Raw genomic sequence first — 24043 nt, 5'->3', positions numbered from 1 at the left:
GTCTCGGATCCGAGACGACTCGCCGCCGCGGCGCGTTGACCGTCCGGGGCGATCCCGGTGGACTGCTCGCATGCCCGCGCCACCCGACTTCGAGCACATGTGGCGCCAGCTGGCCCCGGTCGGCCGGTCGGCCTCCTCCGGCGGATACTTCCGTCAGCCGTGGACCTCGGCGGAGACCGAGCTCCGCTCGTGGTTCGCCGAGCAGTGCGCCACGCGCGGCCTCGCCGTCGAGACCGACGGGCTGGGCAACCAGGTCGCCTGGTGGGGGGACGCCGACGTGCCCGGCGTGCTCACCGGCTCGCACCTCGACTCCGTCCTCGACGGCGGGGCGTACGACGGTCCGCTGGGCGTCGCCTCCGCGCTGGCGGCGGTCGACGTCCTGCGCGACCGCGGCGTCACGCCCGCCCGGCCGCTCGGCATCGGCGTCTTCGTCGAGGAGGAGGGCTCCCGCTTCGGCCGGGCCTGCCTCGGCTCGCGCCTCGTGACCGGCGCGACCACGTGGGACGAGGCGAAGGAGCTCCGCGACCGCGACGGGGTCTTCCTCGCCGACGCCGTCGCCGACGCCGGGCTCGACCCGTCGAGGGGCCTGCTGTCGCTCGACCGGGTCGGCACGTTCGTCGAGCTCCACGTCGAGCAGGGTCGCGACCTCGTGGACCGGGGCGCGGCCGTCGGACTCGCGAGCGAGATCTGGCCGCACGGGCGGTGGCGCTTCGACTTCCGCGGCCAGGCGAACCATGCCGGCACCACCCGCATGGAGGACCGGCACGACCCGATGCTGACCTACGCCATGACGGCCCTCGCCGCGAACAAGCAGGCCCGGCTGTCCGGCGAGCGCGCCACGTTCGGCCGGCTCGCCGTCGAGCCCAACGGCACCAACGCCGTGCCGTCCCTCGTGACGGCGTGGCTCGACGCCCGCGCGTCGTCCGACGACGCGCTCGCCGAGCTGGTCGCGTCGATCGAGCGGCAGGCCGGTGATCGCGCGGGCCGCGACGGCACCTCGCTCGCGGTCACCGCCGAGTCGGTGTCCGGGTCCGTCGCCTTCGACCCGGGCCTGGCCGCCCGCCTCGCGGCGCTCGGCGACTGGCCGGTCATCCCCACGCAGGCCGGCCACGACGCCGGCATCCTCTCCGCCGCGGGCATCCCCACCGCGATGGTCTTCGTCCGCAACCCCACGGGCGTCTCGCACTCGCCCGACGAGCACGCCGAGGCCGGCGACTGCCTGGCCGGCGTCGAGGCCCTGGCCGACGTGCTGGCCGAGCTGACCGGGGCCCCGGCGTGACGGCGTACCTCCTCGAACGGGCCTGGCTGCCGGAGTCCGGCGGCATGCGCGACGACGTGCTGGTGGAGGTCGAGGACGGTCGCTTCACCGCGGTCACGCCGGACGCCGACCCGGCACGCGCGGTGCCGGTCCGCGGCCTCGTCGTGCCGGGCCTCGCCAACACCCACAGCCACGCCTTCCACCGTGCGCTGCGGGGTCGCACCCAGCGGGGGCGCGGGACGTTCTGGACCTGGCGCGACCAGATGTACGACGTCGCCGCGCGGCTCGACCCGGAGGCCTACCTCGCGCTCGCGCGGGCGACGTACCGCGAGATGGCGGCGGCCGGGATCACCTGCGTCGGGGAGTTCCACTACCTCCACCACCGGCCGGACGGCACGCCCTACGACGACCCGAACGCGATGGGGCTGGCGCTGGTCGAGGCGGCCCGGCAGGCGGGGATCCGCGTCACCGTGCTCGACACGCTCTACCTGTCGTCGGGTTTCGGCGCGCCCGCGGAGGGCGTGCAGGTGCGCTACAGCGACGGCTCGGTCGCCCGCTGGGCCGCGCGCGTGGCCGGGCTCGAGGCGGGCGTCGACCCCGCCGCCGCGCGGGTCGGACGAGCGGTGCACTCGGTGCGGGCCGTCGCCGAGACCGAGCTGGCCGCGGTGGCCGCGACGATGAGGGACCAGCCCTCGCAGCCGTTCCACGTGCACCTCTCGGAGCAGGTCGCCGAGAACGAGGGCTGCCTGGCGGCCTCCGGCGTGACCCCGGCGCGGCTGCTCGACCGGCACGGCCTGCTCCACGACCGGACCACGCTGGTCCACGCCACCCACCTGACCGACGACGACATCCACCTCATCGGCGCGGCGCGCGCCCACGTGTCGTTCTGCCCCACCACCGAGCGCGACCTCGGCGACGGCATCGGTCCCAGCCGCCGGCTCCGGGACGCCGGCGCCCGGCTCACCCTCGGCAGCGACAGCCACGCCGTGATCGACCCCTTCGAGGAGATGCGCGCCGTCGAGCTCGACGAGCGGCTCGCCACCCAGCAACGCGGGCACTGGACCGCCGCGGAGCTCCTCGCCGCGGCGACCACCGACGGGCACGCCTCGCTCGGCTGGCCCGACGCGGGGGCGATCGCGGTCGGACGGCGCGCCGACCTGGTCGTGATCGACCCCGGCACCCCGCGCACGGCGGGCACCGGCCGTGACGAGTTCACCGCGGTCTTCGCCGCCGCGGCCGAGGACGTCCGGCGCGTGATGGCCGACGGACGCTGGATCGTCGAGGACGGTGACCGCGCCGCCATCGGGCGCGAGCTCGACGACGCCGTCACGCGCACCTGGGAGGCCCTCGCATGAGCAGCACCGTCATCACCGGCATCGGCGAGCTCGTCACCAACGACCCCGCCCGTGCGGAGCAGGGCGGCCTGCTGGGCCTCGTCCGCGACGCGGCCGTGGTCGTCGAGGGCCGCCGGGTCGCCTGGGTCGGGCCCGCCGCGGACGCCCCCGCGGCGGACGTGCAGGTCGACGCCGGGGGCCGGGCCGTCATCCCGGGCTTCGTCGACTCCCACAGCCACCTCGTCTTCGCCGGTGACCGGGCCGCCGATTTCGAGGCGCGGATGACCGGCGAGCCCTACACCGCCGGCGGCATCCGCACGACGGTCGCGCGCACCCGCGCCGCCACCGACGAGCAGCTGACCTCCCACGTCGCCCGGCTCGTCGCCGAGATGCGGGCACAGGGCACCACCTCGCTGGAGATCAAGAGTGGCTACGGGTTGACGGTCCACGACGAGGCCCGCAGCCTCGCGGTGGCCCGGCAGTTCACCGACGAGACGACGTTCCTCGGTGCCCACGTCGTCCCCGCCGGCGCCACCCCCGAGGACTACGTCGACCTCGTCACCGGCCCCATGCTCGCGGCGGCGGCACCGCACGCCCGGTGGATCGACGTGTTCTGCGAGCAGGGCGCCTTCGGCGTCGACCAGGCGCGCGCCATCCTCGCGGCCGGGTCCGCCAGCGGGCTGCGCGGACGGCTGCACGCCAACCAGCTGACCTACGGCGGCGGCGTGCGGCTGGCCTGCGAGCTCGGTCTCGTGGCGGTCGACCACTGCACGTTCCTCGCCGACGACGACGTCTCCGCGCTGGCGGCCAGCGGCACCATCGCGACGCTCCTGCCGGGCGTCGAGTTCTCCACGCGGCAGCCCTACCCCGACGCCCGCCGGCTGGTCGACGCCGGCGTCCGGGTCGCCCTCGCCAGCGACTGCAACCCCGGCTCGTGCTTCACTTCCTCCATGGCGCTGTGCATCGCGCTCGCCGTGCGCGAGATGCGGATGAGCCCGGCCGAGGCCCTCCACGCCGCCACCGCCATGGGCGCGGCCGCGCTCGACCGCGACGACGTCGGCGTGCTGGCCCCCGGCAAGGCCGCCGACCTCGTCCTCCTCGACGCGCCGTCGTACCTCCACCTCGCCTACCGGCCCGGCGTCCCGCTCGTCGCCGGGGTGTGGCAGGCCGGCCGCCCGGTCGTCTCGCGGTAGTCCACCGGGATGTGGCTGCCCGGCCGTCCCCCGGTCGTCCCCGGCCGTCCCCCGGTAGTCCACCGGCACGTGGCTGCCGCGGCGGCCGCGGGACGACCGTCTGCCGGTGGACTACCGGCTACCTCAGGCGGGCGTCGTACGCCGCCGGGCGCGCGTCTGAGGTAGCCGCCCGCGCGCGAATAGGGCACCCGCCCGATGTCCGCCCCTACCTCACGGACGGAACCTCGTCCCACGGTCGACGAGGACCGTGCCGAGAAGAGGAGAAGGACATGTTCACCACCGACAGCTTCCTGGGTGCCGAGATCGCCTACCGACAGGACCGCATCAGGAAGGACTACGGGCTCCGCCGCTGGACCCGCGTCCGCTCCGACGCCACCCAGAAGTGACCCGCACCGCGATCGACCCGCCGTCGTCCGACGCGCACGACACAATGTCGTCCGTGCCGGCGCTGCGGACCACCGATCTCATCGGACGCGATGCCGAGCTGGAGCAGCTCACCGCCCAGCTCGGCATCCGCACGTCCGGGGCCGGCCACCCGCATGAGGCGACCGCCCGGGCGGTGCTCGTCGCCGGCGACGCCGGAGTCGGCAAGACCCGCGTCCTGATGGCGCTGCGCGACGCCGCCCTCGACGCCGGCTGGCAGGTGGTGGCCGGCCACTGCCTCGACCTCGCCGACTCCTCCCTGCCCTACCTCCCCTTCTCCGAGATCCTCGGCCGCGTCATGGCCGACCTCCCCGACGTCGCCGGCCGTGTGCTCGACGTGCACCCCACGCTGGCCCGCCTCCAGCCGGGCCGCCGGATCCGCACCAGCGAGACCGCGTCGGGCGACCAGGCCCTCGACCGCGGCAACGTCTACGACGCGGTCGGCGACCTCCTCTCCGCCGTCGCCGAGCAGGCGCCGCTCCTCGTCGTCGTCGAGGACGCCCACTGGGCCGACGAGTCGACGCGCGACATGCTCAGCTTCCTCTTCTCCCGTCCCCTGCCCGGCGTCTCCCTCGCCGTCTCCTACCGCGCCGACGACCTCCACCGTCGCCACCCGCTGCGCCGCCAGGTCGCGGAGTGGATGCGGCTGCGCGGCGTGGACCGCCTCCAGCTCGAGCCGCTCGCCGAGGACGCTGTACGCCGCCTCGTCCGCGCGCTGCACCCCACCACGCTGTCGGAGGCGGAGTACGTCTCGATCGTCGACCGCGCGGAGGGGAACCCGTTCTTCATCGAGGAGCTCGTCGGCGCGACGTGGTCGGGACAGGTGCCCGGCGAGCTCGCCGACGTGCTGCTGGTGCACCTCGACCGCCTCGACGAGACGACCCGCCAGGTGGTCCGCCTCGTGTCGGTCGCCGGACGCCAGGTGAGCCACGCGCTGCTCGCCGCGGTCTCCGACCTCGGCTCCACCGAGCTCGAGGCCGCCCTGCGCGCGGCCGTCGACGCCCACGTGCTGGTCGCCTCGCGCGGTGGCACCTACGCCTTCCGGCACGCGCTGCTCGGCGAGGCGGTGTACGACGACCTGCTGCCCGGCGAGCGGATGCGCCTGCACGCCGACTTCGTGGCGGCGCTCGGGGAGGGCCGGGCCGTGGGCACGGCGGCAGAGCTCGCCCAGCACGCCCGCCGCGCCGACGACCGTCCCGTGGCCATCCGCGCCTCGATCGAGGCCGGCGAGGAGGCGCTGGCGGTGGGTGGGCCGTCGGAGGCCTCGACGCACTTCCTCGACGCCCTGGAGCTCATCGACACCGCGCGCACCCCGGTCACCGACGTCGACGTGCACGCCCTCGCCCGCCGGTGCGCGGAGGCGCTCATCGCGGCGGGCCGCGTCCCCAAGGCCGTCAAGGTGCTCCGCGCCCGGCTCGCGACCCTCCCGCCGGGGGCGTCCGACGTCGACCGCGGCCAGCTGCTGACCGCCCTGGCGTCGGCGCTGCTGCTCACCGACACCACGGACTCGCCGCGCGAGGCCGCGGAGGAGGCCGTCGCGCTGCTGCAGGACGGGCCGCCCAAGCTGCTGGCCCGGGCGCTCCTCGTGCTGGCCCAGAGCCTCGGGAGCTGGCACGGCGACGAGGCGCGGAGCGTCGCGCTGCAGGCGCTCGAGCTGGCCGAGCGCCACGACCTCCAGAGCCTCGCCGTCGAGCTGCACACGACGATCGCCGGCCTCGATCCCACGTCGGGCTCCAGCCCGGTGGCGGGATGGCGGGCCGCCGCCGACCGGGCGCGTCGCGCGGGACTGATCGAGCCGGAGCTGCGCGCCCTCTACCTGCTGGGCCGCCTCCACCACGACGAGGGCGACCTGGGGGCGGCCGTCGCGGTCTACCGCGAGGTCATCGCCCGCAGCGAGGTGGGCGGCCTCACGTGGTCGCCCTACCCGGCGGAGGCGCGCCTGCTGCTCGCCGTCGCGCTGACCCACCAGGGGCTGCTCGACGAGGCGTGGGAGCTGCTCGACGTCAGCGGACAGAACCCGCCCATGGTCTTCGAGTGGCTCTACTTCGCCCACCAGATGCTCATCACCATCGGCATCCGCGGCGAGGCGAAGCCCAAGGCCCTCGAGCGGCTCCGCGACTACTGGGGCACCGACGGCCTGACCGCGATCTCGGCCGGCACCGCCGAGCTGCTGCGCGCAGCAGCGGCCGGCGACGCGGCCACCGCCGTCTCGGTCTACGACGACGTGCTCGCGGCCGTCGTACCCCTCTGGCACGAGTGGTTCCAGGCCCGGATGCGTCTCGCCACCATCGTCGTGAGTGCCTTCGCCGCAGCGGCGCCGCACCAGTCCGTGGAGGAGCGGGAGGCGTCCGCCGCCGTCGTCGACCGGATGATGGCCGACGGTGCCCGGGTGGTCGACTTCTACGCCCCCTACGACGGCAGCCACGGTCCGGAGTACCGCATGTGGGTCGCCCGCCGCACCGCCGAGCACCTGCGGTGGCGGTGGCTCGCCCAGGTCGACCCGCCGTCCTCCGACGAGCTCGTGGAGGCGTGGCGGGCCGCCGAGGAGACGGCGGTGGCCTACGGCAGCGTCCCCGAGGTCGCCCAGGTGCGGGTGCGCCTGTCGGGCGTCCTGCGGGCGACCGGCGACGCCGCGGCCGCTCGAGCCGTAGGCGACCAGGCGCGCGAGGCGGCGCACGCGCTGCGGTCCCGCGCGCTCCTGGCCGAGCTGACCGCCCAGGGCTCGGCCCCGGCTCCGGTCGCCGTGTCGGAGGTCGCCGCGCTGACGCCGCGCGAGTCCGAGATCCTCGCGCTCGTGGCGGAGGGGCGCTCCAACGGCGAGATCGGCAAACAGCTCTTCATCAGCACCAAGACGGTATCGGTCCACGTCTCCAACATCCTGACCAAGCTCGCCGCCGCCTCGCGCACCGAGGCGGCAGCGGTCGCCCGTCGGCGCGGCCTGGTCTGAGGTCCGCCGCGCAGCCGCGCGGGCGGCGGGCGACCCGTCCCCAGGGGTGTGGGACCGTGGGTGCCACGCCACCAGACTCGAGGCGCACCCGGGACGGACGGTCCGTCGCGGCACGACAAGGAGGATCCATGACGACGACTCCTGACAACCCCCTCGGCGACGACGAGATGACCACCGAGGGGGTCGACCCGACCGGTGTGTCGGCCGGGCCCAGCACGGACGCCGACGGCACCGACGCGAGCGGCAGCGACGCCGACGGCACGGACGGCGACTCCACCGACGGCGACTCGACCGACAGCAGCGACGGCGACTCGACCGACGCCGACGGCACCGACGCCGACGGCAGCGACGCCGACGGCACCGACGGCGACTCCACCGACGCCGACGGCACCGACGGGACCGCGCTCTGAGCGCTCTCGACCGCCTCACGGGCGACGCCCAGACCTTCCTCGACAAGGTCTGGGCGTCGCGCGTGCACGTGCACCGCACCGACCCGGGCCACGGTGCCGAGGTCCTGTCCCTCGCGCACGTCGACCACCTGCTGACCGAGACCGCGATCCGGACGCCCGCCGTCCGCGTGGCGCGCGACGGGTCGGTGCTGCCGGAGGCGTCGTACACCCGCGGCGGCAGCCTCGCCGGCAAGCCGCTGACCGGCCTGGTGGACCCGGTCAAGCTGATGCGCCTGCTCGACGAGGGCGCCACCATCGTGCTCCAGGGGCTGCAGCGCTACTGGTCTCCCGTCGGCGACCTGGTCGCGGAGCTGGAGCTCGAGCTCGGCCACCCGTGCCAGGCCAACGCCTACCTCACCCCTCCCGGAGCCCAGGGATTCGCCGTCCACTCCGACTCCCACGACGTCTTCGTGATGCAGACCCACGGCACCAAGATGTGGGAGGTCCACGGTGACGGCGGCCCCGGCGACCTGCTCCTCGAGCCGGGCGTCGTGGCCTACCTCCCGACCGGCACGCCGCACGCCGCCCGCGCGCAGGAATCGGTGTCCCTGCACCTGACCATCGGCATCAACCAGCTGACGTGGCGGACGCTGCTGCAGCGCGAGGTCGGCCGCCTGCTGGCCGAGGTGCCCGACGAGCACCTCCCGGCGGGCTACCTCGACGACCCGGCCCGCCTGGCCGACGGGCTCGCCGACCACCTCGCCGCGCTCGCCGGCGACGTACGCCGACTCGACCCCGCCGGGCTGGCGGCGGGCCAGGCCGAGGCGTTCCTCAGCGGGCGCCCGCCGCGCGTGGCGGGCGCGCTGCTCGACCGCGACGCCCTGACGACCGGCATCACCGCCGACACCGCGCTGAGGCGTCGGTCCGGGCACCCGTGCGTGCTGCTCGACGACGGCGACGCCGTCCGGGTGCTGATCGGCGACCGGGTCCTGCGCATCCCCTCCCGGGTGCGGCCCGCGCTGGAGCACGTCGCGACGCACACCCGGCTGACGCCGGGCGAGCTCCCCTCGACCGACGCCGAGAGCGCGGTGGTGCTGTGTCGCCGACTGGTCCGGGAGGGGCTGCTCGAGGTCGCCCGGTGACGGACTTCCGCTGTGCGGTCGCGAGCCGGGCGCGCGCCGACGAGCTGGCCGGCACCGCCTCGACCGTGCGCAGCTTCCTGCTCGTCGAGCACCCGGGACCGTGGGGTGCCGAGGCCCTCCGTGACGCCCGGATGCCCGACGGGCTCGGCGCCCACCTGCGCGAGGCGGCCGGCCGCCACCGGGTCCGCGTCCTCCTCGTGCGACGCCCGGGGCGCCAGGCCGCCGGCGGAGGTACCCGCGTGTTCGCGGCGCGGGCAGCAGGGGCGGGTTCGTGGCTCGAGACGGCGCTGCTCGACCGGATCGACGACGTGCGCGACCTCGACCTGGCCGCGCTGGGCGCCGGACGCTCGCCCGGCCTGGAGCGGCACGACGCTCCGCTGATGGCGGTCTGCACGCACGGCCGTCACGACGCCTGCTGCGCCGAGCTCGGCCGCCCCGTGGCCCGGGCACTGGCCGATGGCCCCCACGCCGCCGCGGTGTGGGAGGTCTCGCACGTCGGGGGCGACCGGTTCGCCGGCAACCTGGTCGTGCTGCCGCGCGGCTACTACTACGGCGGCCTCGACCCCGAGACCGCTCTCGGCGTCGCGGCGGCCACGGCCGCGGACGAGCTGCTGCTGGACCACCTCCGGGGCCGCTCCGACCTGCCGATGGCGGCGCAGGCCGCCGACATCGCGGTGCGGCGCGAGCACGGACTGACCGGGTTCGACGACGTACGTCCCGAGGCGGTGCGCTCCGACGGCGACCTCACGACCGCCCGGTTCGAGGTGCGCGGCCTGGGCCGGCGCGAGGTGGTCGTGCGCCGGGTCCCGGACGAGGCGACGTACCAGCTCACCTGCTCGGCGCGCCGCGAGAGCGCCGTGTGGCGCCACGAGGTCGTCGAGGTCCGCGAGGTGCCCTGAGCCGAGCGTGGGCCGTCGGGCTCAGCCCAGCCGGTGCCGGAGGTCGACAGGACGCGAGGCCGTCTCGGGGGCCTGCTGCCAGGCGACCCGCTCCCGCGGACCGCCCTCCTGGGCCGCCTCGAGGTGGCGCGCCGCGCGGTTGGCCTGGGCCTGCTCACGCTCGGCGACCGCCTCGGCGTCGCACAGCTCGACGCGCGCCTCGGTGAGCTCGCGGTGCAGCGCCTGCACCCGGGCGGCCTGCGCCTGGATCTCCTCCGCGGGCGCCTCGGCGATCACCAGGGCCTCGAGGCCGTCGAGCGCGGCCAGCTCGCGGCGCTTGAGCCCCTCGGCCGTGCGCCGGGCGGCGTCGGCGGCACCAGCGGCGTCCACTGCCTCCCTGGCCTCCTCGGCGGCCTCCCGCCGCAGGTCGCCGAAGCGCACCTGGCCGGCGCCGACCGCGACGAGCCTCCTCTCGGCCTCGTCGGGGTGTACGCCGGCGTGCTCGGCGAGCGCCTCGACCAGCTCACGCGTGCCGGCCCGGCGGGTGTCGCGCAGCTCGACCTTGGTCTCGAAGCACGCCTGGTAGGCCTTCCAGTCGGCCTCCCACGCATCGGCCTGGCCCTGCGTGGCGTCGCCCGGCAACGAGGCGACCGGCGGCCAGATGCGGTGGTCGCGCACCTCGAGGCCCTGGCCGGTGGCGAACGCGCGCAGCTGCTCGAGGCCCTCGCGGTGCTGCCGCAGGACGTCGGCGTAGGCGATGATCGCGCGACCGAGGCCGCGGAGGTCGTCACGGACCGTCACCGACTCCTCGTGGCGCCGGGCGGCTCGCGCGCGCAGGGCGTCGGCCGCCTCGCCGGCGAAGACCTCCTCCGAGATCGTCGCGGTCCGCTCGAAGCCGTCGGCGGCGCCGTCGACCTTGCCGGCGAGACGGCGCACGGAGTCTCCGTAGCCCTCGATCGCGCTCGGCTCGAGCCAGTGGTAGTGACAGCCGATCGGGTCGCCGAACCGGAGCTGGTCGCGCTGGGTCTCCAGACGGTCGGCCGCGGTCCTCGTCATGGCGTCACCTGGTCGAGCCGCGCGGCCGCCCGCGCAGCCTCGCCCACCATGACGTCGAGCTCGTCGAAGTCGACGACCGAGTCGTCGATGGCACTGGCGATGGTGCGGCACCGCTTTGCGACCTGCTCGGCGTCCTCGACGAGCTTGCGGACGCCCTCGACCACGAGGTCGCGCCAGGGGAAGTCGTCGGCGGGGTGGTCGATCTCGCCGAGGGCGGCCCGCAGCGCCTCCCGGGCGGAGTCGAGCTCCTCCTTGGCGCCGCGCAGCGCCCGCTGGTTGATCGCGATCGGCCTCATGGCGACCTCCTGCCCCGATGTACGGAGCCGAAACCCGAAGTGGTGAAGTTGTGAACCACTTCGCGCGCTGGTCTGGACCGCGCGGTGCGTCAGCCCGCGCCAGGTGGCCGGTACGCCAGGCGCGTCTTCACCGCCCACACCCCCGCCATGACGAGGTAGCCGCCGACGAGCCCGGCGAGGACCCACCACGGCGCGTCGTCGCGCCCGGTGGTGCCGACCCACGTCGTGACCGCCAGGACGGCCAGCAGGAGCCCGCCGGTGAGGGCGCTGAACTCCTCCATGTCGTCCTGGAACCGCGCCCGGAGCTCCGCACGCCGCTCGGGGGCGAGCCAGTGGTCCTTCGTGGCCTGCGGCAGGTTGACCCACGTGCCGTCGCCGCGCAGCCCGAGGCGGGTCAGGACGGGCACGCCGACCAGCACGACCAGGCCGACGACGGTCCACAGCGCCAGCAGGCCGCCGCGGCTGGACCAGTCGTCCACCCGCCCCGCGGCGTCGAAGTGCGCGGGTGCGCGGGCGGGCAGGACGGCGGCCGCCCACGCCAGCGCGACGGCGTACGTCCCTGCCACGACGAGCAGTGCGAGACGGCCTCGTCGCACGGCGCTCACACGTGGCCGCTGAGCTGCGCCAGGCGCAGCTCGAGCCGGTCGAGGAGGTCGGTGCACCCCTTCTCCGGCATGGCGGACCGCTTGTCGCCGCCCTGCGCGCACACGGGCAGCACGTCGATCGAGAGCTTCGCCCCGCCGGCGAGGGCGCGCAGCTCGTCGAGCCTGTCGCCGAACGGCGACCCGCTGCCGGGGGAGTAGTAGCGCACGGCCGCGTCGATGTCGTCGGCGAAGAGGTCGGCCTTGGTCACGGCGACCACCAACCACGTCGGGCGCTCGCGCCGCACCGCCATGCTCGCGATCCGGTGGGCCGTGATGGCCCAGTCGTCCAGCTCGGCGGCGAGCTGCTCCTCACGCGAGGCGACCGCCGCGCCGGTGGTGCCGGCCGTGCGCCGGGGCGTCGCGTGCCCGTACGCCACGACGTGCAGCACGCCGTCGACGGGCTCGTCGTGGAAGACCTCGTCGAGCGCTCCGAGGCGGGTCGCGGCGTTCTCCCCCGGGACCACGCGGAACCGGTAGCCGCGCAACCGGGAGGTGCGGCGGGTACGCCGCTCCATCACCGCCGAACCCACGTCGGGCCCGCCGCCGGCGGCCGCCTGCGACCCGGCACGGCGGGACAGCCGGTCGGCCAGGCGGGTCTTCCCGACGCCGGTCATGCCGGTGACCGCGACCGTCGGGTAGCGGTGCCGGAGCAGGCGGGACGCGCGCTCGGGGGCCTGGGACAGCGCGGCGAGCGCACCGCCGGCGATCGTGGTGCCGAGGGCGGCCTTGCCGTGTCGCAACGGGGACTGCATGCGCCCATCCTCCCCGACGGGCCTCGGTTGGCCTCCTCACCACCCGTCTTGGACAATGGCCGGGCCCAGCACCTCGGGCCCCAGCACCCGCGTGAGAGGTCTCCATGGACACCGAGAACCGCCCCGTCCTGACCGGGCTCGTCGCCCTGGTCGGCGTCGCCGTGGCCATCGGCCTGCTCGCAGGGCTCGCCGTGCTGGTCGGGGTCAAGGCCACGGGCATCGGCGAGACCTCGTCGGCCGGGGGTGGCGGCGGCACGCCCGCGACCTTCAGCCTGCCCAAGCCGAGCGAGACCAGCACCGAGACCGTGCCGACCGACCCCGTGGAGCCCGGTCCCGGCACCGAGACCTCGTCCGAGGCCGCCCCCGCGCAGGGCATCTCGCTGTCGGCCACGCAGCAGTCGGTGAGCCCGATGCAGCAGATCGACCTGACCGGCACCTACCAGGCCGGCGAGGGCGCGATCCTGCAGGTGCAGCGCCTCGAGAACGGTACGTGGTCGGACTTCCCGGTGACCATGTCGGTCAGCGGCGGCACGTTCGCCACGTACGTCCAGACCAGCCGCACGGGACCCAACAAGTTCCGCGTCGTCGACACCGACTCCGACGTGGTCTCCAACGAGGTCACGGTCACCGTCGGCTGAGCTGCTGCTCGCGGGCCACGTCGACGCGTCGCGTCCAGTAGCCCACCCACGCGGCTCCGGCGAGCCCGAGCACGCCGACGACCAGGCAGGCCGTCGCGAGCGGTGCGACGGCAGCGACCGCGCCCACCAGCAGCGGGCCGCCGGTGTTGCCGATGTCGCCGCACAGTCGCCAGGCGCCGAGGAACTGCGGCCGTCCGTCGCTGGGTGAGGCGTCGGCGCCGAGCGTCATCACGATCCCCGAGCCGAGGCCGTTGCCGCACGCGATGAGGGCCATGACGAGGGCGACCGAGACGGCGTCCGTCGCCAGCGGCAGCAGCAGGCACGCCACCGCCATCGAGAGGACGACCGGCACGGCGACGACCATGCGCCCACGCGTGTCCATCAGCCACCCGCCCGGCCACATGAAGGCCACGTCGAGGGCCGCGGCGCCGGCGAAGATGAGCGAGGTCGTCGACGCCGCCAGCCCGAGGTGGTCGGCCCACAGCGGCAGCAGGCTGAGCCGGAGCGAGCGGCTCGTGCCGAGGATGACCACGGCGGAGCCGAGCGTGGCGAGCACCCGGCGGTGCGCCGCGATCACGGCCCACACGCGGAGGTGACCGCTCGCCCGGGCCGCCGCGCGCTTCTCCTCGCCGAGGTCGGGCATCGTGGCGGCGAGCATCGAGGCGAGGACCGACATCGCGGCGCCCAGCCAGAAGACGCTGGTGAGGTCGGTGAGGTGGATCAGTCCCGCGCCGATCAGCGGCCCGACGAGGACGCCGACGCGGTAGGACCCGCCCAGCAGCGACATGGCGCGGGCGCGGTGCGTGGCCGGGACGACGTCGATCATGAAGCCCTGCCGGGCGATGAGGAACAGGGTCCAGCAGACCCCGCTCAGCAGGACGCCGACGGCGAGGCCGAGCACCGAGTCGGTCAGCGCCGCGAAGGCCATCGCCACGGCGTCCACGAGGCCGGCCGCCACCAGGGCCCGCCTCTCGCCGATCCGGGCGACCAGCGCGCCCGACGGCAGGCTCGCCAGCAGCATCCCGACCCCGGTCAGCGCGACGACGGCGGCCGCCGTGCTGACGTCCGCGCCGAGGTCGCGCGCGCGGATGGCGAGCACCGGCATGATCGCGCCGTGCCCGACGGCGGAGACGATGGAGGGGCCGTACGCCACGAGCCAGATGTCGCGGAAGCGGAACGCGGCGTCCCCCGAGGTGCTCACGGACACACGCTACGGGCGCCGGCCGACCGCTCGACGCGCAACCCGGTGGAGCGCCACACCGCTCGCCCGTAGGCTCGCGGGCGTGGCCTCCGAACCCCGCACCGACATACAGCCCGCACCCCTCGACCTGCCGGGGACCGGCGACTGGCTCGCCTGGGTCTCCGAGCACTGCGAGGGCCAGCTCGCGGAGGCACGGCGCCAGGTCGGCCTGGTGAAGGCCGGCTCCTCCGACGCGCCGGTGGTGCTCGCGGCGTGGAACAAGGCGGAGACCGCCCTCGCCAACGCGGAGGCCGTCGCGCTGTGGGCCGAGGTCCACCCCGACGCGGGGGTGCGCGACCGGGCCGACGACCTCAGCCAGCAGGTGCAGAAGTACGTCACCGAGCTGGGACTCGACCGTGACCTCTACGCGGCGTTCGACTCCCTGTCCGGCGACACGACCGGCCTCGACGACGACGGCCGCCGCGTCCTCGAGCACACGCTGCGCGACTTCCGCCGCTCCGGCGTGGACCGTGACGAGGCCACCCGGGACCGCCTGCGGGAGCTGAGCGAGCGCGGGGTCCGGCTGTCGCAGGACTTCGGCCGCAACATCCGCGACGACGTGCGCTCCATCCGGATCGCCCCGGAGCGGCTCGCCGGGCTCCCCGACGACTACCGCGACGCCCACCGGCCCGACGACGACGGCCTGGTCACCATCACCACCGACTACCCCGACCTCGTGCCGTTCCTCACCTTCGGCTCGGACGCCGAGGCCCGGCACGAGCTCGCGCTCGCGCAGAACAACGTCGCGTGGCCGGTCAACGACGGCGTCCTGCAGGACCTGCTGGCGGTGCGCCGGGAGACCGCGGGCCTGCTCGGCTACGACTCGTGGCCCGACTACGACACCGAGGTCAAGATGATCGGCACCGGCCAGGCGGTGGCCGACTTCATCGACCGGGTCGGCGAGGCCGCCAAGGAGCGCGCCGCCGAGGAGGTCGCCGTGCTGCTCGAGCGCAAGCGCCGCGACGACCCGTCGGCCGACTCGGTCGCCACCTACGACGCGCGCTACTACTCCGAGCTGGTCCGCCGCGAGCAGTACGACGTCGACGGGCAGGTCGTGCGCACCTACTTCCCGTTCGAGCAGGTCCGCCAGGGCCTGCTCGACGTGACGGGTCGCCTCTTCGGCCTCGAGTGGACGCCCGTGTCGCCCCAGGACGCGCGCACCTGGCACGAGGAGGTCGCCAGCTACGACGTCGGCCTCGAGGGCAGGAGGATCGGCCGGATCCACCTCGACCTGCACCCGCGCGAGGGGAAGTACAAGCACGCCGCGCAGTTCGACCTGGTCAAGGGCATCGCCGGTGCGCAGCTGCCCGAGGGCGTCCTCGTGTGCAACTTCAGCCGGGGCCTGATGGAGCACGACGAGGTGGTGACCCTCTTCCACGAGTTCGGCCACCTCGTCCACCACGTCCTGGCCGGCCAGGGCGAGTGGGCACGCTTCTCCGGCGTGGCCACCGAGTGGGACTTCGTCGAGGCACCCAGCCAGATGCTCGAGGAGTGGGCCTGGGACGCCGACGTCCTGGCGACCTTCGCCCGCAACGGCGCCGGCGAGACGATCCCCGCCGAGCTGGTCGCGGGGATGCGCCGGGCCGACCACTTCGGCAAGGGGACCTACGCGGTGCAGCAGATGTCGTACGCCGCCCGGTCCTACTGGTTCCACGCCGTCCCGCACGACGACCTCACCGCCTACGGCGACGAGCTCCAGCGGCGCTACTCGGTGTTCCCGCCGCTCGACGGCGCGCACATGCACTGCGCCTTCGGGCACCTCGACGGCTACTCGTCGGGCTACTACACCTACATGTGGTCGCTCGTCATCGCGAAGGACCTGTTCTCCGCCTTCGACACCGACGACCTGTTCGCCCCCGAGGTGGCCCACGCGTACCGCGACAAGGTGCTGGCGATGGGCGGTCGCGGGGACGCCGCCGACCTCGTCGCCGACTTCCTGGGCCGGCCCTACTCCTTCGACAGCTGGGCTGCCTGGCTCGCGGAGTAGCGGACCGGCACCGGCCCCCGCCGCGCGGACGGCCCCCCGTCCGGTGGGCGCCGGGCTCTCCGTGGTGCGGCTCAGCGACCGAGGGCGGCGGGGCGGGCCGGGACGGCCTCGGCGACACGTGCCGCCACGGCGTCGCCGAACGCGCGGTGGCCCTCCTCGGTCAGGTGCAGCCGGTCGGGGAGGTAGTCGAGGTCGAGGTCGCTGGTGCGGACGTAGGGAACGCCGTAGAGCTCGGAGAGCACCTCGAGCTGCGCGTCCACCCGCGGCACGGCGCCGGAGCGAGCGGGTGCGTCGGCGGGGCCGACGACCACCACGCGCTGACCCGCGAGGTCGGCCATGAGGGACCGGAACCCGTGGTCGATCGCCGCTCCGGGCTGGTCGTAGTCGTTGAGCCCGCCCTGGACCACCACGAGCCGGGCCCGCACGCCGACCGCGGTCGGCGCGCGGTCGTGGAACGACACGGCGCCGCAGCGGCTCGCCCCGGCGCTGAATCCCGAGCCGGAGAAGCCGAGCACGTGCACGGCGCCCGGCAGCCGGCTGGGCCACGACCGTGCCAGGTCGTCCTGCCCGAGGCCGACCGACCACGAGTCGCCGATGACGAGGACCGGCGCCCCCTCACCGGTGACGGTGCCGGCGCGCTCGCGCGCGTCGAGGCGGTGCTGCTGGCACCGCGTCGGGCCGGCGTCGGCGGTGCCGGCGACGTAGAAGGCCATCAGGGCAGCGAGCAGCGTCACGACCGCTGCGGCGCCGACGACCCGGCGCACGTCTCCCCGAAGGACCACGAGAAGAAGTGTGCGGCCTGCGCCTCGCCCCTGGCAGGGGAATCCCCCTGAGATTTCCCCGACATCCGGCGGCGGTGGTCCCGCGCCCGCCCCGCGTGAGGGGACCCGCGCACGGGCGAGGCGGTGCGGACAAAACCGGCGGCGCCCGGGAGCCGGTTCGTCCTAGGCTCCCCGCCATGACGTCGGACCCCCTCCTGGCCGCCTACGACGAGCAGCTGCGCACGGACGCCGAGATGGCGCGCGCCCTCGACGTGCGGCGGGAGGGGCCGCTGCTGTGGGGCGTGTTCGACCACGGTGGCTTCGTGTCCTACCGCGACCTCGGGGGCCTCGAGGGCGAGGAGCTCGACGACCTCGTCGCGCGCACCGTCGCGCACTACCGCGACGACACGGACGTGGCGTCGTTCGAGTGGAAGACCCGCGGCCACGACCGGCCCGCCGACCTCGGCGACCGGCTGGTCGCCCACGGGCTGGTCCCCGAGCCGGTCGAGACCGTGATGGTCGGCGAGGCGTCGAAGCTCGCGGTCGAGGTGCCCCTCGAGGACACCCCGGCCGGCCCCGTCGTCGTACGCCGCATCGAGCCCGGTCCGGGCGCGGAGGCCGACGTGACCCGGATGCTCGAGGCGCAGGAGGCGGTCTTCGGCACCGGTCGCGGACCCTCCGTCCGCTCCTCGCTGGCCGAGCTCGAGGCCGGCGAGTCGGAGTTCTGGATCGCCGAGGTCGGCGACCGGGTGGTCTCCGGCGGCCGGCTCACGCCCGTCGCGGGCACCGACTTCGCCGGCATCTGGGGCGGCTCGACGCTGCCGGAGCTCCGCGGCCGCGGCATCTACCGGGCCCTCGTCGCCGCGCGCGCCCGCTCCGCGGTGTCGCGCGGCATCCGGCTGATCCACTCCGACTGCACCGACATGTCGCGTCCGATCCTGCAGCGCGCGGGCCTGCGGGCCGTGACGACCACGACGCCGTACGTGTGGGAGCGGTCGGCCGCCTCTTCCTGACTTCTGCCGTCTGTGCCTGTCGCGAATCCCCCGCTTAAGCGGGGGATTGCGAACTTCCGGGGGCCTGCACGCCCCCGGAAGTTCCGACAACCCTCGGGAAGTCGGCGTCAGCCCAGCGGCGTGTAGTCGATCTCGAGGAAGTCGGCGACCTCCGGCACCCAGCGCTCGGCGACGAACGCCGTGTGCACCGGGTGCTCGTTGTAGCCGTCGTACGCCGCCTGGTCGGCGAACTCCATCGAGAAGCCGAAGGCGAAGTCGTTCTTCGGGCTGGTCTGCCGCAGCTGCTCGAACGCCTCGACACCGGGGATGTCGGCCAGCGCGCGAGCAGCGGTCAGGAAGTCCTGCTCCTCGCTCGAGCCGGGGGCGTGGTGCAGCCGGAAGGCGACGGTGTGCCGGATCATGCGGCAAGGCTAGGGCGCGGGCGAACTCGTCGGAAAAAGTGTCCGGATCCGGGAACATCCGGACCGCCCCTGCGTTGAACCCCATGAGCAGACTTGAGTCAGATCGACTCAACTGTTTTGCCTCCTGATCCGCAGCGCGGCAGGATGGCGACAACCCAGGCATCCACGCGAGATCCCAGCAGGAGGAACACACCATGGCTCGAGCCGTCGGCATCGACCTCGGTACGACGAACTCCGTCGTCGCCGTCCTCGAAGGTGGCGAACCCACCGTCATCGCCAACGCCGAGGGCGCCCGGACCACCCCGTCCGTCGTCGCCTTCACCAAGTCCGGCGAGGTCCTCGTCGGCGAGGTCGCCAAGCGTCAGGCGGTCACCAACGTCGACCGCACCATCCGGTCCGTCAAGCGCCACATGGGCGAGGACTGGAAGGTCGACATCGACGACAAGACCTTCACCCCGCAGCAGATCAGCGCGTTCGTGCTGCAGAAGCTCAAGCGGGACGCGGAGGCCTACCTCGGCGAGACCGTGACCGACGCCGTCATCACGGTCCCGGCGTACTTCTCCGACGCCCAGCGCCAGGCCACCAAGGAGGCCGGCGAGATCGCGGGTCTCAACGTCAGCCGCATCGTCAACGAGCCGACCGCGGCCGCCCTGGCCTACGGCCTCGACAAGGGCGAGGACCAGACGATCCTCGTCTTCGACCTCGGTGGCGGCACGTTCGACGTGTCCCTGCTCGAGATCGGTGAGGGCGTCGTGGAGGTCAAGGCGACCTCCGGTGACAACCACCTCGGTGGCGACGACTGGGACAACCGCGTCGTCGAGTGGATGGTCAAGAAGTTCAAGGACAACAACGGTGTCGACCTCGGCGCCGACAAGATCGCCAAGCAGCGGCTGCAGGAGGCAGCGGAGAAGGCCAAGATCGAGCTGTCCTCCTCGAGCGAGACCACCGTCCACCTGCCCTACATCACCCACGGCGAGTCCGGTCCGCTCCACTTCGAGGAGAGGCTCACCCGCAGCGAGTTCCAGAAGCTCACCGCCGACCTGCTCGAGCGCACCAAGGCCCCGTTCCAGTCGGTGCTCAAGGACGGCGGCGTCGCGGTTGCCGACATCGACCACGTGGTCCTCGTCGGTGGCTCCACCCGCATGCCGGCGGTCACCGAGCTCGTCACCGAGCTGCTCGGTGGCAAGCAGCCCAACAAGGGCGTCAACCCCGACGAGGTCGTCGCGGTCGGCGCGGCGCTCCAGGCCGGTGTCCTCAAGGGCGAGGTCAAGGACGTGCTGCTCCTCGACGTCACCCCGCTCTCGCTCGGCATCGAGACCAAGGGCGGCGTGATGACCACCCTCATCGAGCGCAACACCACCATCCCCACCAAGCGGTCGGAGATCTTCACCACCGCCGACGACAACCAGCCGTCGGTGGAGATCAAGGTGGCGCAGGGCGAGCGCCAGATGTGGTCGCAGAACCAGCCGCTCGGCAACTTCGAGCTGACCGGCCTCCCGCCGGCCCCGCGCGGCGTGCCGAAGATCGAGGTCACCTTCGACATCGACGCCAACGGCATCGTGCACGTCTCCGCCAAGGACCAGGCCTCGGGCCGCGAGCAGTCGATGACCATCTCCGGCGGCTCCGCGCTCGGCAAGGACGAGATCGACCGCATGGTCAAGGAGGCGGAGCAGTACGCCGAGGAGGACGCGCGGCGCCGCGAGACCGTCGAGGCCCGCAACCAGGGCGACCAGGTGGTCTACACGACCGAGAAGTTCCTCGCCGACAACGCCGACAAGCTCCCCGAGGACGTCAGGACCGAGGTCCAGACCGACGTCGACGCCCTCAAGGCCGTCCTCGAGAAGGAGGACGCCTCGGCGGAGGAGATCACCACCGCGGTGGCGAAGCTCAACGAGTCCAGCCAGAAGATGGGCGCCGCGATGTACGCCGCCGCCGAGGCCGACCAGGCCGCTGCGGGCGGTGCCACCGGCGCCACGGGCGAGGCCGACGACGACGTCGTCGACGCCGAGATCGTCGACGAGACGGTCGACGGCTCCGGCGACGCGACCGGCACGGCCGGCTCGGAGGGTGAGTCCAAGTGACCGACCGCCCCGACGAGCCCACCACGGGCGCCGAGGCGCAGGACCTCCCGGAGGGGGAGCCCACCGCGGCTCCCTCTCCGGAGGGCGGTCCCGCCGAGGGGTTCGGCGAGGCCGCCGGTGAGGCACCGGCCCAGACGGAGGTCGAGGAGCAGGTCGCCGGCGACGCCGTCGCGGGCGACGAGCCCGGCACCCCGGAGGAGCGCCCCCAGGACGACGAGCAGTCCTCGCTGAGGAACGCGATCGCCGACCTGACCAACGACCTCCAGCGCCTCCAGGCCGAGTACGCCAACTACCGCAAGCGCGTCGACCGGGACCGCCAGCTGGTCGCGGAGACCGCCGCCTACAAGGCGCTCACCCCGGTCGTCGAGGTGCTCGACACCATCGACCGGGCCAAGGAGCACGGCGAGCTCGAGGGCGGCTTCAAGGCCGTCGCCGACCAGCTCGAGCGGGTCGTCACGGCCGCCGGGCTGGTCCGCTTCGGCGAGCCGGGCGACGCCTTCGACCCGACGCTGCACGAGGCGCTGAGCCACCTCGGCACCGACCCGGAGGTCGAGGTGACCACCGTCAAGCACGTCGCGAAGGGTGGCTACCGCCTCGGCGAGCGCGTCGTCCGCGCCGCCCAGGTGCTCGTGGTCGACCCGGCCGACGCCTGACGCCCGCCGCGCAGCGATGACCACGCCGATCTTGGAGAGGGGGTTCACCCATGGCTGACAACGACGGTCAGCGGAACGACGGCTGGCGCAACGACTGGGCGACCAAGGACTTCTACCAGGTCCTCGGGGTCGCCAAGGACGCGAGCGCGGCCGACATCAAGAAGGCCTACCGCAAGCTCGCCCGGGAGAACCATCCCGACTCCAACCCCGGTGACGACGCCAAGCACGACCGGTTCAAGGCGGTCGCCGAGGCCTACGACGTGATCGGTGACGAGGCCAAGCGCGCGAAGTACGACGAGCTCCGCTCGCTCTCGGCGCGCGGCGGCTTCGGACCCGGCATGGGCGGCGGCTTCGGCGGCGGCTTCGGCGGCGGGGGCGCCGGCGGGGGCGGGTTCAACCTCGACGACCTGCTCCGCGACCGCGGCGCGGGCGGCGGCGGCCTCGGCGACATGTTCGGCGACCTCTTCGGCGGCGCCCAGCGCGGGCGTACGCAGACACAGGGACGCCCGCGGCGGGGCGCCGACGTGGAGAGCTCGGCCACGATCGGCTTCACCGACGCCCTCGAGGGCGTGACGGTGTCGCTGCGGCTCACGTCCGACACGGCCTGTCCGACCTGCTCCGGCACGGGCGGGAAGCCCGGCACCAGGCCGCACATCTGCCCCGAGTGCGAGGGCGCCGGCTTCGTCGTGTCCGGCACGGGCGGCGCCTTCTCGATCAACGAGACGTGCCCGTCCTGCGGCGGCCGGCAGCTCGTCTACGACGAGGCCTGCCCGACCTGCCACGGCAGCGGCCGGGGGACGTCGGCGCGCACCATCCAGGCCCGGATCCCGGCCGGGGTCAAGGACGGGGCGAGGATCCGCCTGAAGGGCAAGGGCGCGCCCGGCGAGAACGGCGGACCGGCCGGCGACCTGTTCGTCACGGTGAAGGTCACGCCGCACCGCATCTTCGGCCGGTCCGGCGACAACCTCACCCTCACCGTGCCGGTCTCCTTCGACGAGGCCGCGCTCGGTGCCGAGGTGAAGATCCCCACGCTCGGCGGCGCGCCGGTGACGCTCCGCCTGCCGCCGGGGACGCCCAACGGGCGCACCTTCCGCGTCCGCGGCAAGGGCGCCACCAAGCGCGACGGCAGCAAGGGCGACCTGCTGGCCACCGTCGAGGTGCAGGTGCCGGCGAGCCTCGACCAGACCGCCCGTGAGGCCCTGGAGGCCTACCGCGCGGCGACGGCCGGCAAGCCGTTGCGGGCAGGGCTGTTCGAATGAGCAGCCCGTTCGGAGCGCCGTCCCCCGACGCGGCCGTCCAGTGCACCCCACGACGCTCCCCGTCTCCGCTTCGCTCCTCCGCCGGACGACGCCGCGGGGCCGTCGCATGAGTCGATCCCACTTCTCACGTGAACCGAATCCGGAAGCGGCCGTCTACGTCATCTCCGTCGCCGCCGAGCTCACCGGCCTGCACCCGCAGACGCTGCGGGCCTACGAGCGGATGGGCCTCATCCAGCCCGGCCGCACCGGCGGCGGCGGTCGCCGCTACTCCCACCGCGACATCGAGCGGCTGCGCGAGATCGCCGACCTCACCAGCGCCGGCATCGGCATCGAGGGGGTGCGGCGCATCATGGAGCTCGAGCACCAGGTCGACGCGCTGCGCGCCCGCAACGAGGAGCTCGTCGCCGAGCTCGACGCCGTCCGTCGCGGACTGGCCGCCCGGGCCGCCGCGGCGCAGCCGGCCAACAAGCTGCCGGTGCTGCACCAGGCCGCCGGCCAGTCCCTGGTCGTCTGGCGGCGAGGTCGCTGACCGACGCCGAGGACCCGCCGGCGGCGGGTCCGGCCCCTGGCTCGCCCGACCGGCGTCCCGGCTCGGGCGCTGAGTCTGCGGATGTCCGTCCCGCCGCCTAGGGTCGGGGGCGTGAGTGAGCGATGAGCAAGATGGACAACCTGCGGGCGATGCGCGAGGCCCGCTACGCCGAGGCGCAGAAGCGCGCGGCCTCGGCGCCGGCACGGCCTAAGGCCCCGGTGGCGCCACCGGCTGCCGGCGGCAGCGCGAGCACGGCAGCCCCGGCCGGCCGGGCCGCCCGGGGCGAGGCCCCCGCCGCCGAGGAGCTCTGCGGGCACCGCAACATGGGCGGGCGCACGTGCACCCGCGAGCGGGGCCACGCGGCGAAGACCCACCGCTACTCCTGACGCCCGGCTCAGGCGCTGAGCGCCTCCTCCGGCACCCCGGCCGCGTACGGCGCGGGCTCCTGCCGCAGCTCGGCCACCTGCGCCACCAGCGCCGACATCACCTCGTCGGCCAGGCGGCGTACGGTCGCCTCGTCGACGGGAGCGTCGCCGACGACGCCCGCCAGCCGGCGTACGTCGATCGGCTCCCCGACAGCGACGGCGACGCGCGGGCGCAGCACGGTGTTGCGCAGGAGCCTCGCCACGATGCCGGTCCTCCCCACGACCTGCTGCGCTCCCACCAGGGCGACCGGGACGACGGGGGCCCCGGTGCGCAGCGCGAGACGCACGGCGCCGGTCTTCGAGCGCTCGGGCCAGTGCTGCGGGTCGCGGGTGATCCGTCCCTCCGGGAACAGTCCGACGGCCTCGCCCGCCTCGAGGGCCGTGGCCGCGGCGTCGAGGGAGCCGGCCGCGGAGCTGGTGCCGCGCAGCACCGGGATGAAGCCCAGCCGTCGCACGACGGGCCCGACGAGGCCGGAGCGGAACACCCCGCCGGTCGCCATCAGCCGCAGCGAGCGGCCGAGGCGGCGCCCGACGAGGGCGAGCAGGACGCCGTCGGCGAAGCTGGTGTGGTTCGCGACCACGATGACGGGGCCGTCCGGCAGCTCCCCGTCCGGGACGCCGCGGCGGGTGAGCTCGAGCCGGCTGACGGCGGAGACGACAGCGCCGAGGAGGCCGGCGGCGACGGCGTAGAGGAGGGCGGCGCGCAGGCCGGGGCGCTGCCAGGTGCTGGTGTCCATGCGCCGA

23 protein-coding genes are annotated in these 24043 nt (G+C 74.5%); 15 read left to right on the top strand and 8 right to left on the bottom strand.

Annotated features, from left to right (window positions below):
* Positions 1–70 precede the first annotated feature (70 nt).
* The 7 genes from J3P32_RS07150 (at position 71) to J3P32_RS17750 (ending at position 9585) form a co-directional block, all read left to right on the top strand.
* Complete coding sequence (locus J3P32_RS07150; RefSeq protein WP_246849958.1) at positions 71–1279, top strand: allantoate amidohydrolase; 1209 nt, start codon at positions 71–73, stop codon at positions 1277–1279.
* Positions 1276–2613: a formimidoylglutamate deiminase gene (locus J3P32_RS07145; protein ID WP_210439129.1), complete on the top strand. Its 1338-nt coding sequence runs from the start codon at positions 1276–1278 to the stop codon at positions 2611–2613. Before J3P32_RS07150 ends, J3P32_RS07145 begins: the two co-directional genes overlap by 4 nt.
* On the top strand, positions 2610–3785 hold the full coding sequence (gene hutI, locus J3P32_RS07140) for an imidazolonepropionase (RefSeq protein ID WP_210439128.1): 1176 nt from the start codon (positions 2610–2612) through the stop codon (positions 3783–3785). The genes J3P32_RS07145 and hutI overlap by 4 nt, the downstream gene beginning before the upstream one ends.
* 439 nt (positions 3786–4224) lie before the next feature.
* A complete protein-coding gene (locus tag J3P32_RS07135; protein WP_210439127.1) occupies positions 4225–7155 on the top strand; it encodes a helix-turn-helix transcriptional regulator in 2931 nt (976 codons plus the stop codon).
* A gap of 128 nt (positions 7156–7283) precedes the next feature.
* The gene (locus J3P32_RS07130) at positions 7284–7565 is read left to right on the top strand and encodes a hypothetical protein (protein WP_210439126.1); all 282 of its coding nucleotides are present in this window, start codon (positions 7284–7286) and stop codon (positions 7563–7565) included.
* Between the two features lie 62 nt (positions 7566–7627).
* Positions 7628–8686: a JmjC domain-containing protein gene (locus J3P32_RS07125; RefSeq protein ID WP_307861610.1), complete on the top strand. Its 1059-nt coding sequence runs from the start codon at positions 7628–7630 to the stop codon at positions 8684–8686.
* A complete protein-coding gene (locus J3P32_RS17750) occupies positions 8683–9585 on the top strand; it encodes a sucrase ferredoxin (RefSeq protein ID WP_210439125.1) in 903 nt (300 codons plus the stop codon). The genes J3P32_RS07125 and J3P32_RS17750 overlap by 4 nt, the downstream gene beginning before the upstream one ends.
* Positions 9586–9606: 21 nt before the next feature.
* On the opposite strand, the gene J3P32_RS07115 is transcribed toward J3P32_RS17750, so the two are convergent.
* From J3P32_RS07115 to J3P32_RS07100, 4 genes are all read right to left on the bottom strand, one after another.
* Positions 9607–10620 carry a hypothetical protein gene (locus J3P32_RS07115; RefSeq protein WP_210439124.1) on the bottom strand — a complete coding sequence of 338 codons (1014 nt, stop codon included), beginning with the start codon at positions 10618–10620 and terminating at the stop codon, positions 9607–9609.
* The gene (locus tag J3P32_RS07110; RefSeq protein ID WP_210439123.1) at positions 10617–10916 is read right to left on the bottom strand and encodes a hypothetical protein; all 300 of its coding nucleotides are present in this window, start codon (positions 10914–10916) and stop codon (positions 10617–10619) included. The genes J3P32_RS07115 and J3P32_RS07110 overlap by 4 nt, the downstream gene beginning before the upstream one ends.
* 89 nt (positions 10917–11005) lie before the next feature.
* Positions 11006–11512, bottom strand: a complete 507-nt coding sequence (locus J3P32_RS07105) for a DUF1648 domain-containing protein (RefSeq protein ID WP_210439122.1) — start codon at positions 11510–11512, stop codon at positions 11006–11008.
* A 5-nt stretch (positions 11513–11517) separates the two neighbouring features.
* Complete coding sequence (locus J3P32_RS07100) at positions 11518–12312, bottom strand: hypothetical protein (protein ID WP_210439121.1); 795 nt, start codon at positions 12310–12312, stop codon at positions 11518–11520.
* 104 nt (positions 12313–12416) lie between these two features.
* Between J3P32_RS07100 and J3P32_RS07095 the strand changes: the two genes are divergently transcribed.
* On the top strand, positions 12417–12950 hold the full coding sequence (locus tag J3P32_RS07095; protein WP_210439120.1) for a hypothetical protein: 534 nt from the start codon (positions 12417–12419) through the stop codon (positions 12948–12950).
* Here J3P32_RS07095 and J3P32_RS07090 read toward each other — a convergent pair.
* Positions 12937–14151 (bottom strand): MFS transporter, encoded by a 1215-nt coding sequence (locus tag J3P32_RS07090; RefSeq protein ID WP_307861609.1) that lies wholly within the window; start codon positions 14149–14151, stop codon positions 12937–12939. The genes J3P32_RS07095 and J3P32_RS07090 overlap by 14 nt on opposite strands.
* A gap of 82 nt (positions 14152–14233) precedes the next feature.
* Here J3P32_RS07090 and J3P32_RS07085 point away from each other — a divergent pair, with 82 nt between their 5' ends.
* Positions 14234–16177 (top strand): M3 family metallopeptidase, encoded by a 1944-nt coding sequence (locus tag J3P32_RS07085; protein WP_307861608.1) that lies wholly within the window; start codon positions 14234–14236, stop codon positions 16175–16177.
* Positions 16178–16248: 71 nt separating this feature from the next.
* On the opposite strand, the gene J3P32_RS07080 is transcribed toward J3P32_RS07085, so the two are convergent.
* A complete protein-coding gene (locus tag J3P32_RS07080) occupies positions 16249–16959 on the bottom strand; it encodes an SGNH/GDSL hydrolase family protein (RefSeq protein ID WP_210439117.1) in 711 nt (236 codons plus the stop codon).
* Between the two features lie 176 nt (positions 16960–17135).
* Here J3P32_RS07080 and J3P32_RS07075 point away from each other — a divergent pair, with 176 nt between their 5' ends.
* The gene (locus J3P32_RS07075) at positions 17136–17951 is read left to right on the top strand and encodes a GNAT family N-acetyltransferase (protein WP_210439116.1); all 816 of its coding nucleotides are present in this window, start codon (positions 17136–17138) and stop codon (positions 17949–17951) included.
* A 107-nt stretch (positions 17952–18058) separates the two neighbouring features.
* Here the strand turns inward: J3P32_RS07075 and J3P32_RS07070 are convergent, their stop codons facing one another.
* Complete coding sequence (locus J3P32_RS07070) at positions 18059–18352, bottom strand: Dabb family protein (protein ID WP_210439115.1); 294 nt, start codon at positions 18350–18352, stop codon at positions 18059–18061.
* A 194-nt stretch (positions 18353–18546) separates the two neighbouring features.
* On the opposite strand from J3P32_RS07070, the gene dnaK reads away from it, so the two are divergent.
* From dnaK to J3P32_RS07045, 5 genes are all read left to right on the top strand, one after another.
* Positions 18547–20433 carry a molecular chaperone DnaK gene (gene dnaK, locus J3P32_RS07065; RefSeq protein ID WP_210439114.1) on the top strand — a complete coding sequence of 629 codons (1887 nt, stop codon included), beginning with the start codon at positions 18547–18549 and terminating at the stop codon, positions 20431–20433.
* On the top strand, positions 20430–21086 hold the full coding sequence (gene grpE, locus J3P32_RS17745) for a nucleotide exchange factor GrpE (RefSeq protein WP_210439113.1): 657 nt from the start codon (positions 20430–20432) through the stop codon (positions 21084–21086). Before dnaK ends, grpE begins: the two co-directional genes overlap by 4 nt.
* Before the next feature lie 50 nt (positions 21087–21136).
* Complete coding sequence (gene dnaJ / locus J3P32_RS07055) at positions 21137–22345, top strand: molecular chaperone DnaJ (protein WP_210439112.1); 1209 nt, start codon at positions 21137–21139, stop codon at positions 22343–22345.
* 106 nt (positions 22346–22451) lie between these two features.
* Positions 22452–22874 carry a heat shock protein transcriptional repressor HspR gene (locus J3P32_RS07050; RefSeq protein ID WP_210439111.1) on the top strand — a complete coding sequence of 141 codons (423 nt, stop codon included), beginning with the start codon at positions 22452–22454 and terminating at the stop codon, positions 22872–22874.
* Positions 22875–22996: 122 nt separating this feature from the next.
* A complete protein-coding gene (locus J3P32_RS07045; RefSeq protein WP_210439110.1) occupies positions 22997–23260 on the top strand; it encodes a hypothetical protein in 264 nt (87 codons plus the stop codon).
* A gap of 8 nt (positions 23261–23268) precedes the next feature.
* On the opposite strand, the gene J3P32_RS07040 is transcribed toward J3P32_RS07045, so the two are convergent.
* Positions 23269–24036 (bottom strand): lysophospholipid acyltransferase family protein, encoded by a 768-nt coding sequence (locus tag J3P32_RS07040; protein WP_210439109.1) that lies wholly within the window; start codon positions 24034–24036, stop codon positions 23269–23271.
* Positions 24037–24043 lie beyond the last annotated feature (7 nt).

The sequence above is a fragment of the Nocardioides xinjiangensis genome (assembly GCF_017916385.1).
Lineage (GTDB): Bacteria > Actinomycetota > Actinomycetes > Propionibacteriales > Nocardioidaceae > Nocardioides > Nocardioides xinjiangensis.
The sequence above is the reverse complement of the archived record's forward strand: the minus strand, read 5'-3'. Positions and strand labels throughout refer to the sequence as shown.

Bases quoted from the DNA above. Each gene is read 5' to 3' on its own strand.
- J3P32_RS07100 (WP_210439121.1), bottom strand. From the start codon at position 12,312: ATGCAGTCCCCGTTGCGACACGGCAAGGCCGCCCTCGGCACCACGATC.
- J3P32_RS07115 (WP_210439124.1), bottom strand. From the start codon at position 10,620: ATGACGAGGACCGCGGCCGACCGTCTGGAGACCCAGCGCGACCAGCTC.
- J3P32_RS07130 (WP_210439126.1), top strand. From the start codon at position 7,284: ATGACGACGACTCCTGACAACCCCCTCGGCGACGACGAGATGACCACC.
- J3P32_RS07095 (WP_210439120.1), top strand. From the start codon at position 12,417: ATGGACACCGAGAACCGCCCCGTCCTGACCGGGCTCGTCGCCCTGGTC.
- J3P32_RS07075 (WP_210439116.1), top strand. From the start codon at position 17,136: ATGACGTCGGACCCCCTCCTGGCCGCCTACGACGAGCAGCTGCGCACG.
- J3P32_RS07040 (WP_210439109.1), bottom strand. From the start codon at position 24,036: ATGGACACCAGCACCTGGCAGCGCCCCGGCCTGCGCGCCGCCCTCCTC.
- hutI (WP_210439128.1), top strand. From the start codon at position 2,610: ATGAGCAGCACCGTCATCACCGGCATCGGCGAGCTCGTCACCAACGAC.
- dnaK (WP_210439114.1), top strand. From the start codon at position 18,547: ATGGCTCGAGCCGTCGGCATCGACCTCGGTACGACGAACTCCGTCGTC.
- J3P32_RS07110 (WP_210439123.1), bottom strand. From the start codon at position 10,916: ATGAGGCCGATCGCGATCAACCAGCGGGCGCTGCGCGGCGCCAAGGAG.
- J3P32_RS07050 (WP_210439111.1), top strand. From the start codon at position 22,452: ATGAGTCGATCCCACTTCTCACGTGAACCGAATCCGGAAGCGGCCGTC.
- dnaJ (WP_210439112.1), top strand. From the start codon at position 21,137: ATGGCTGACAACGACGGTCAGCGGAACGACGGCTGGCGCAACGACTGG.
- J3P32_RS07150 (WP_246849958.1), top strand. From the start codon at position 71: ATGCCCGCGCCACCCGACTTCGAGCACATGTGGCGCCAGCTGGCCCCG.
- J3P32_RS07045 (WP_210439110.1), top strand. From the start codon at position 22,997: ATGAGCAAGATGGACAACCTGCGGGCGATGCGCGAGGCCCGCTACGCC.
- J3P32_RS07070 (WP_210439115.1), bottom strand. From the start codon at position 18,352: ATGATCCGGCACACCGTCGCCTTCCGGCTGCACCACGCCCCCGGCTCG.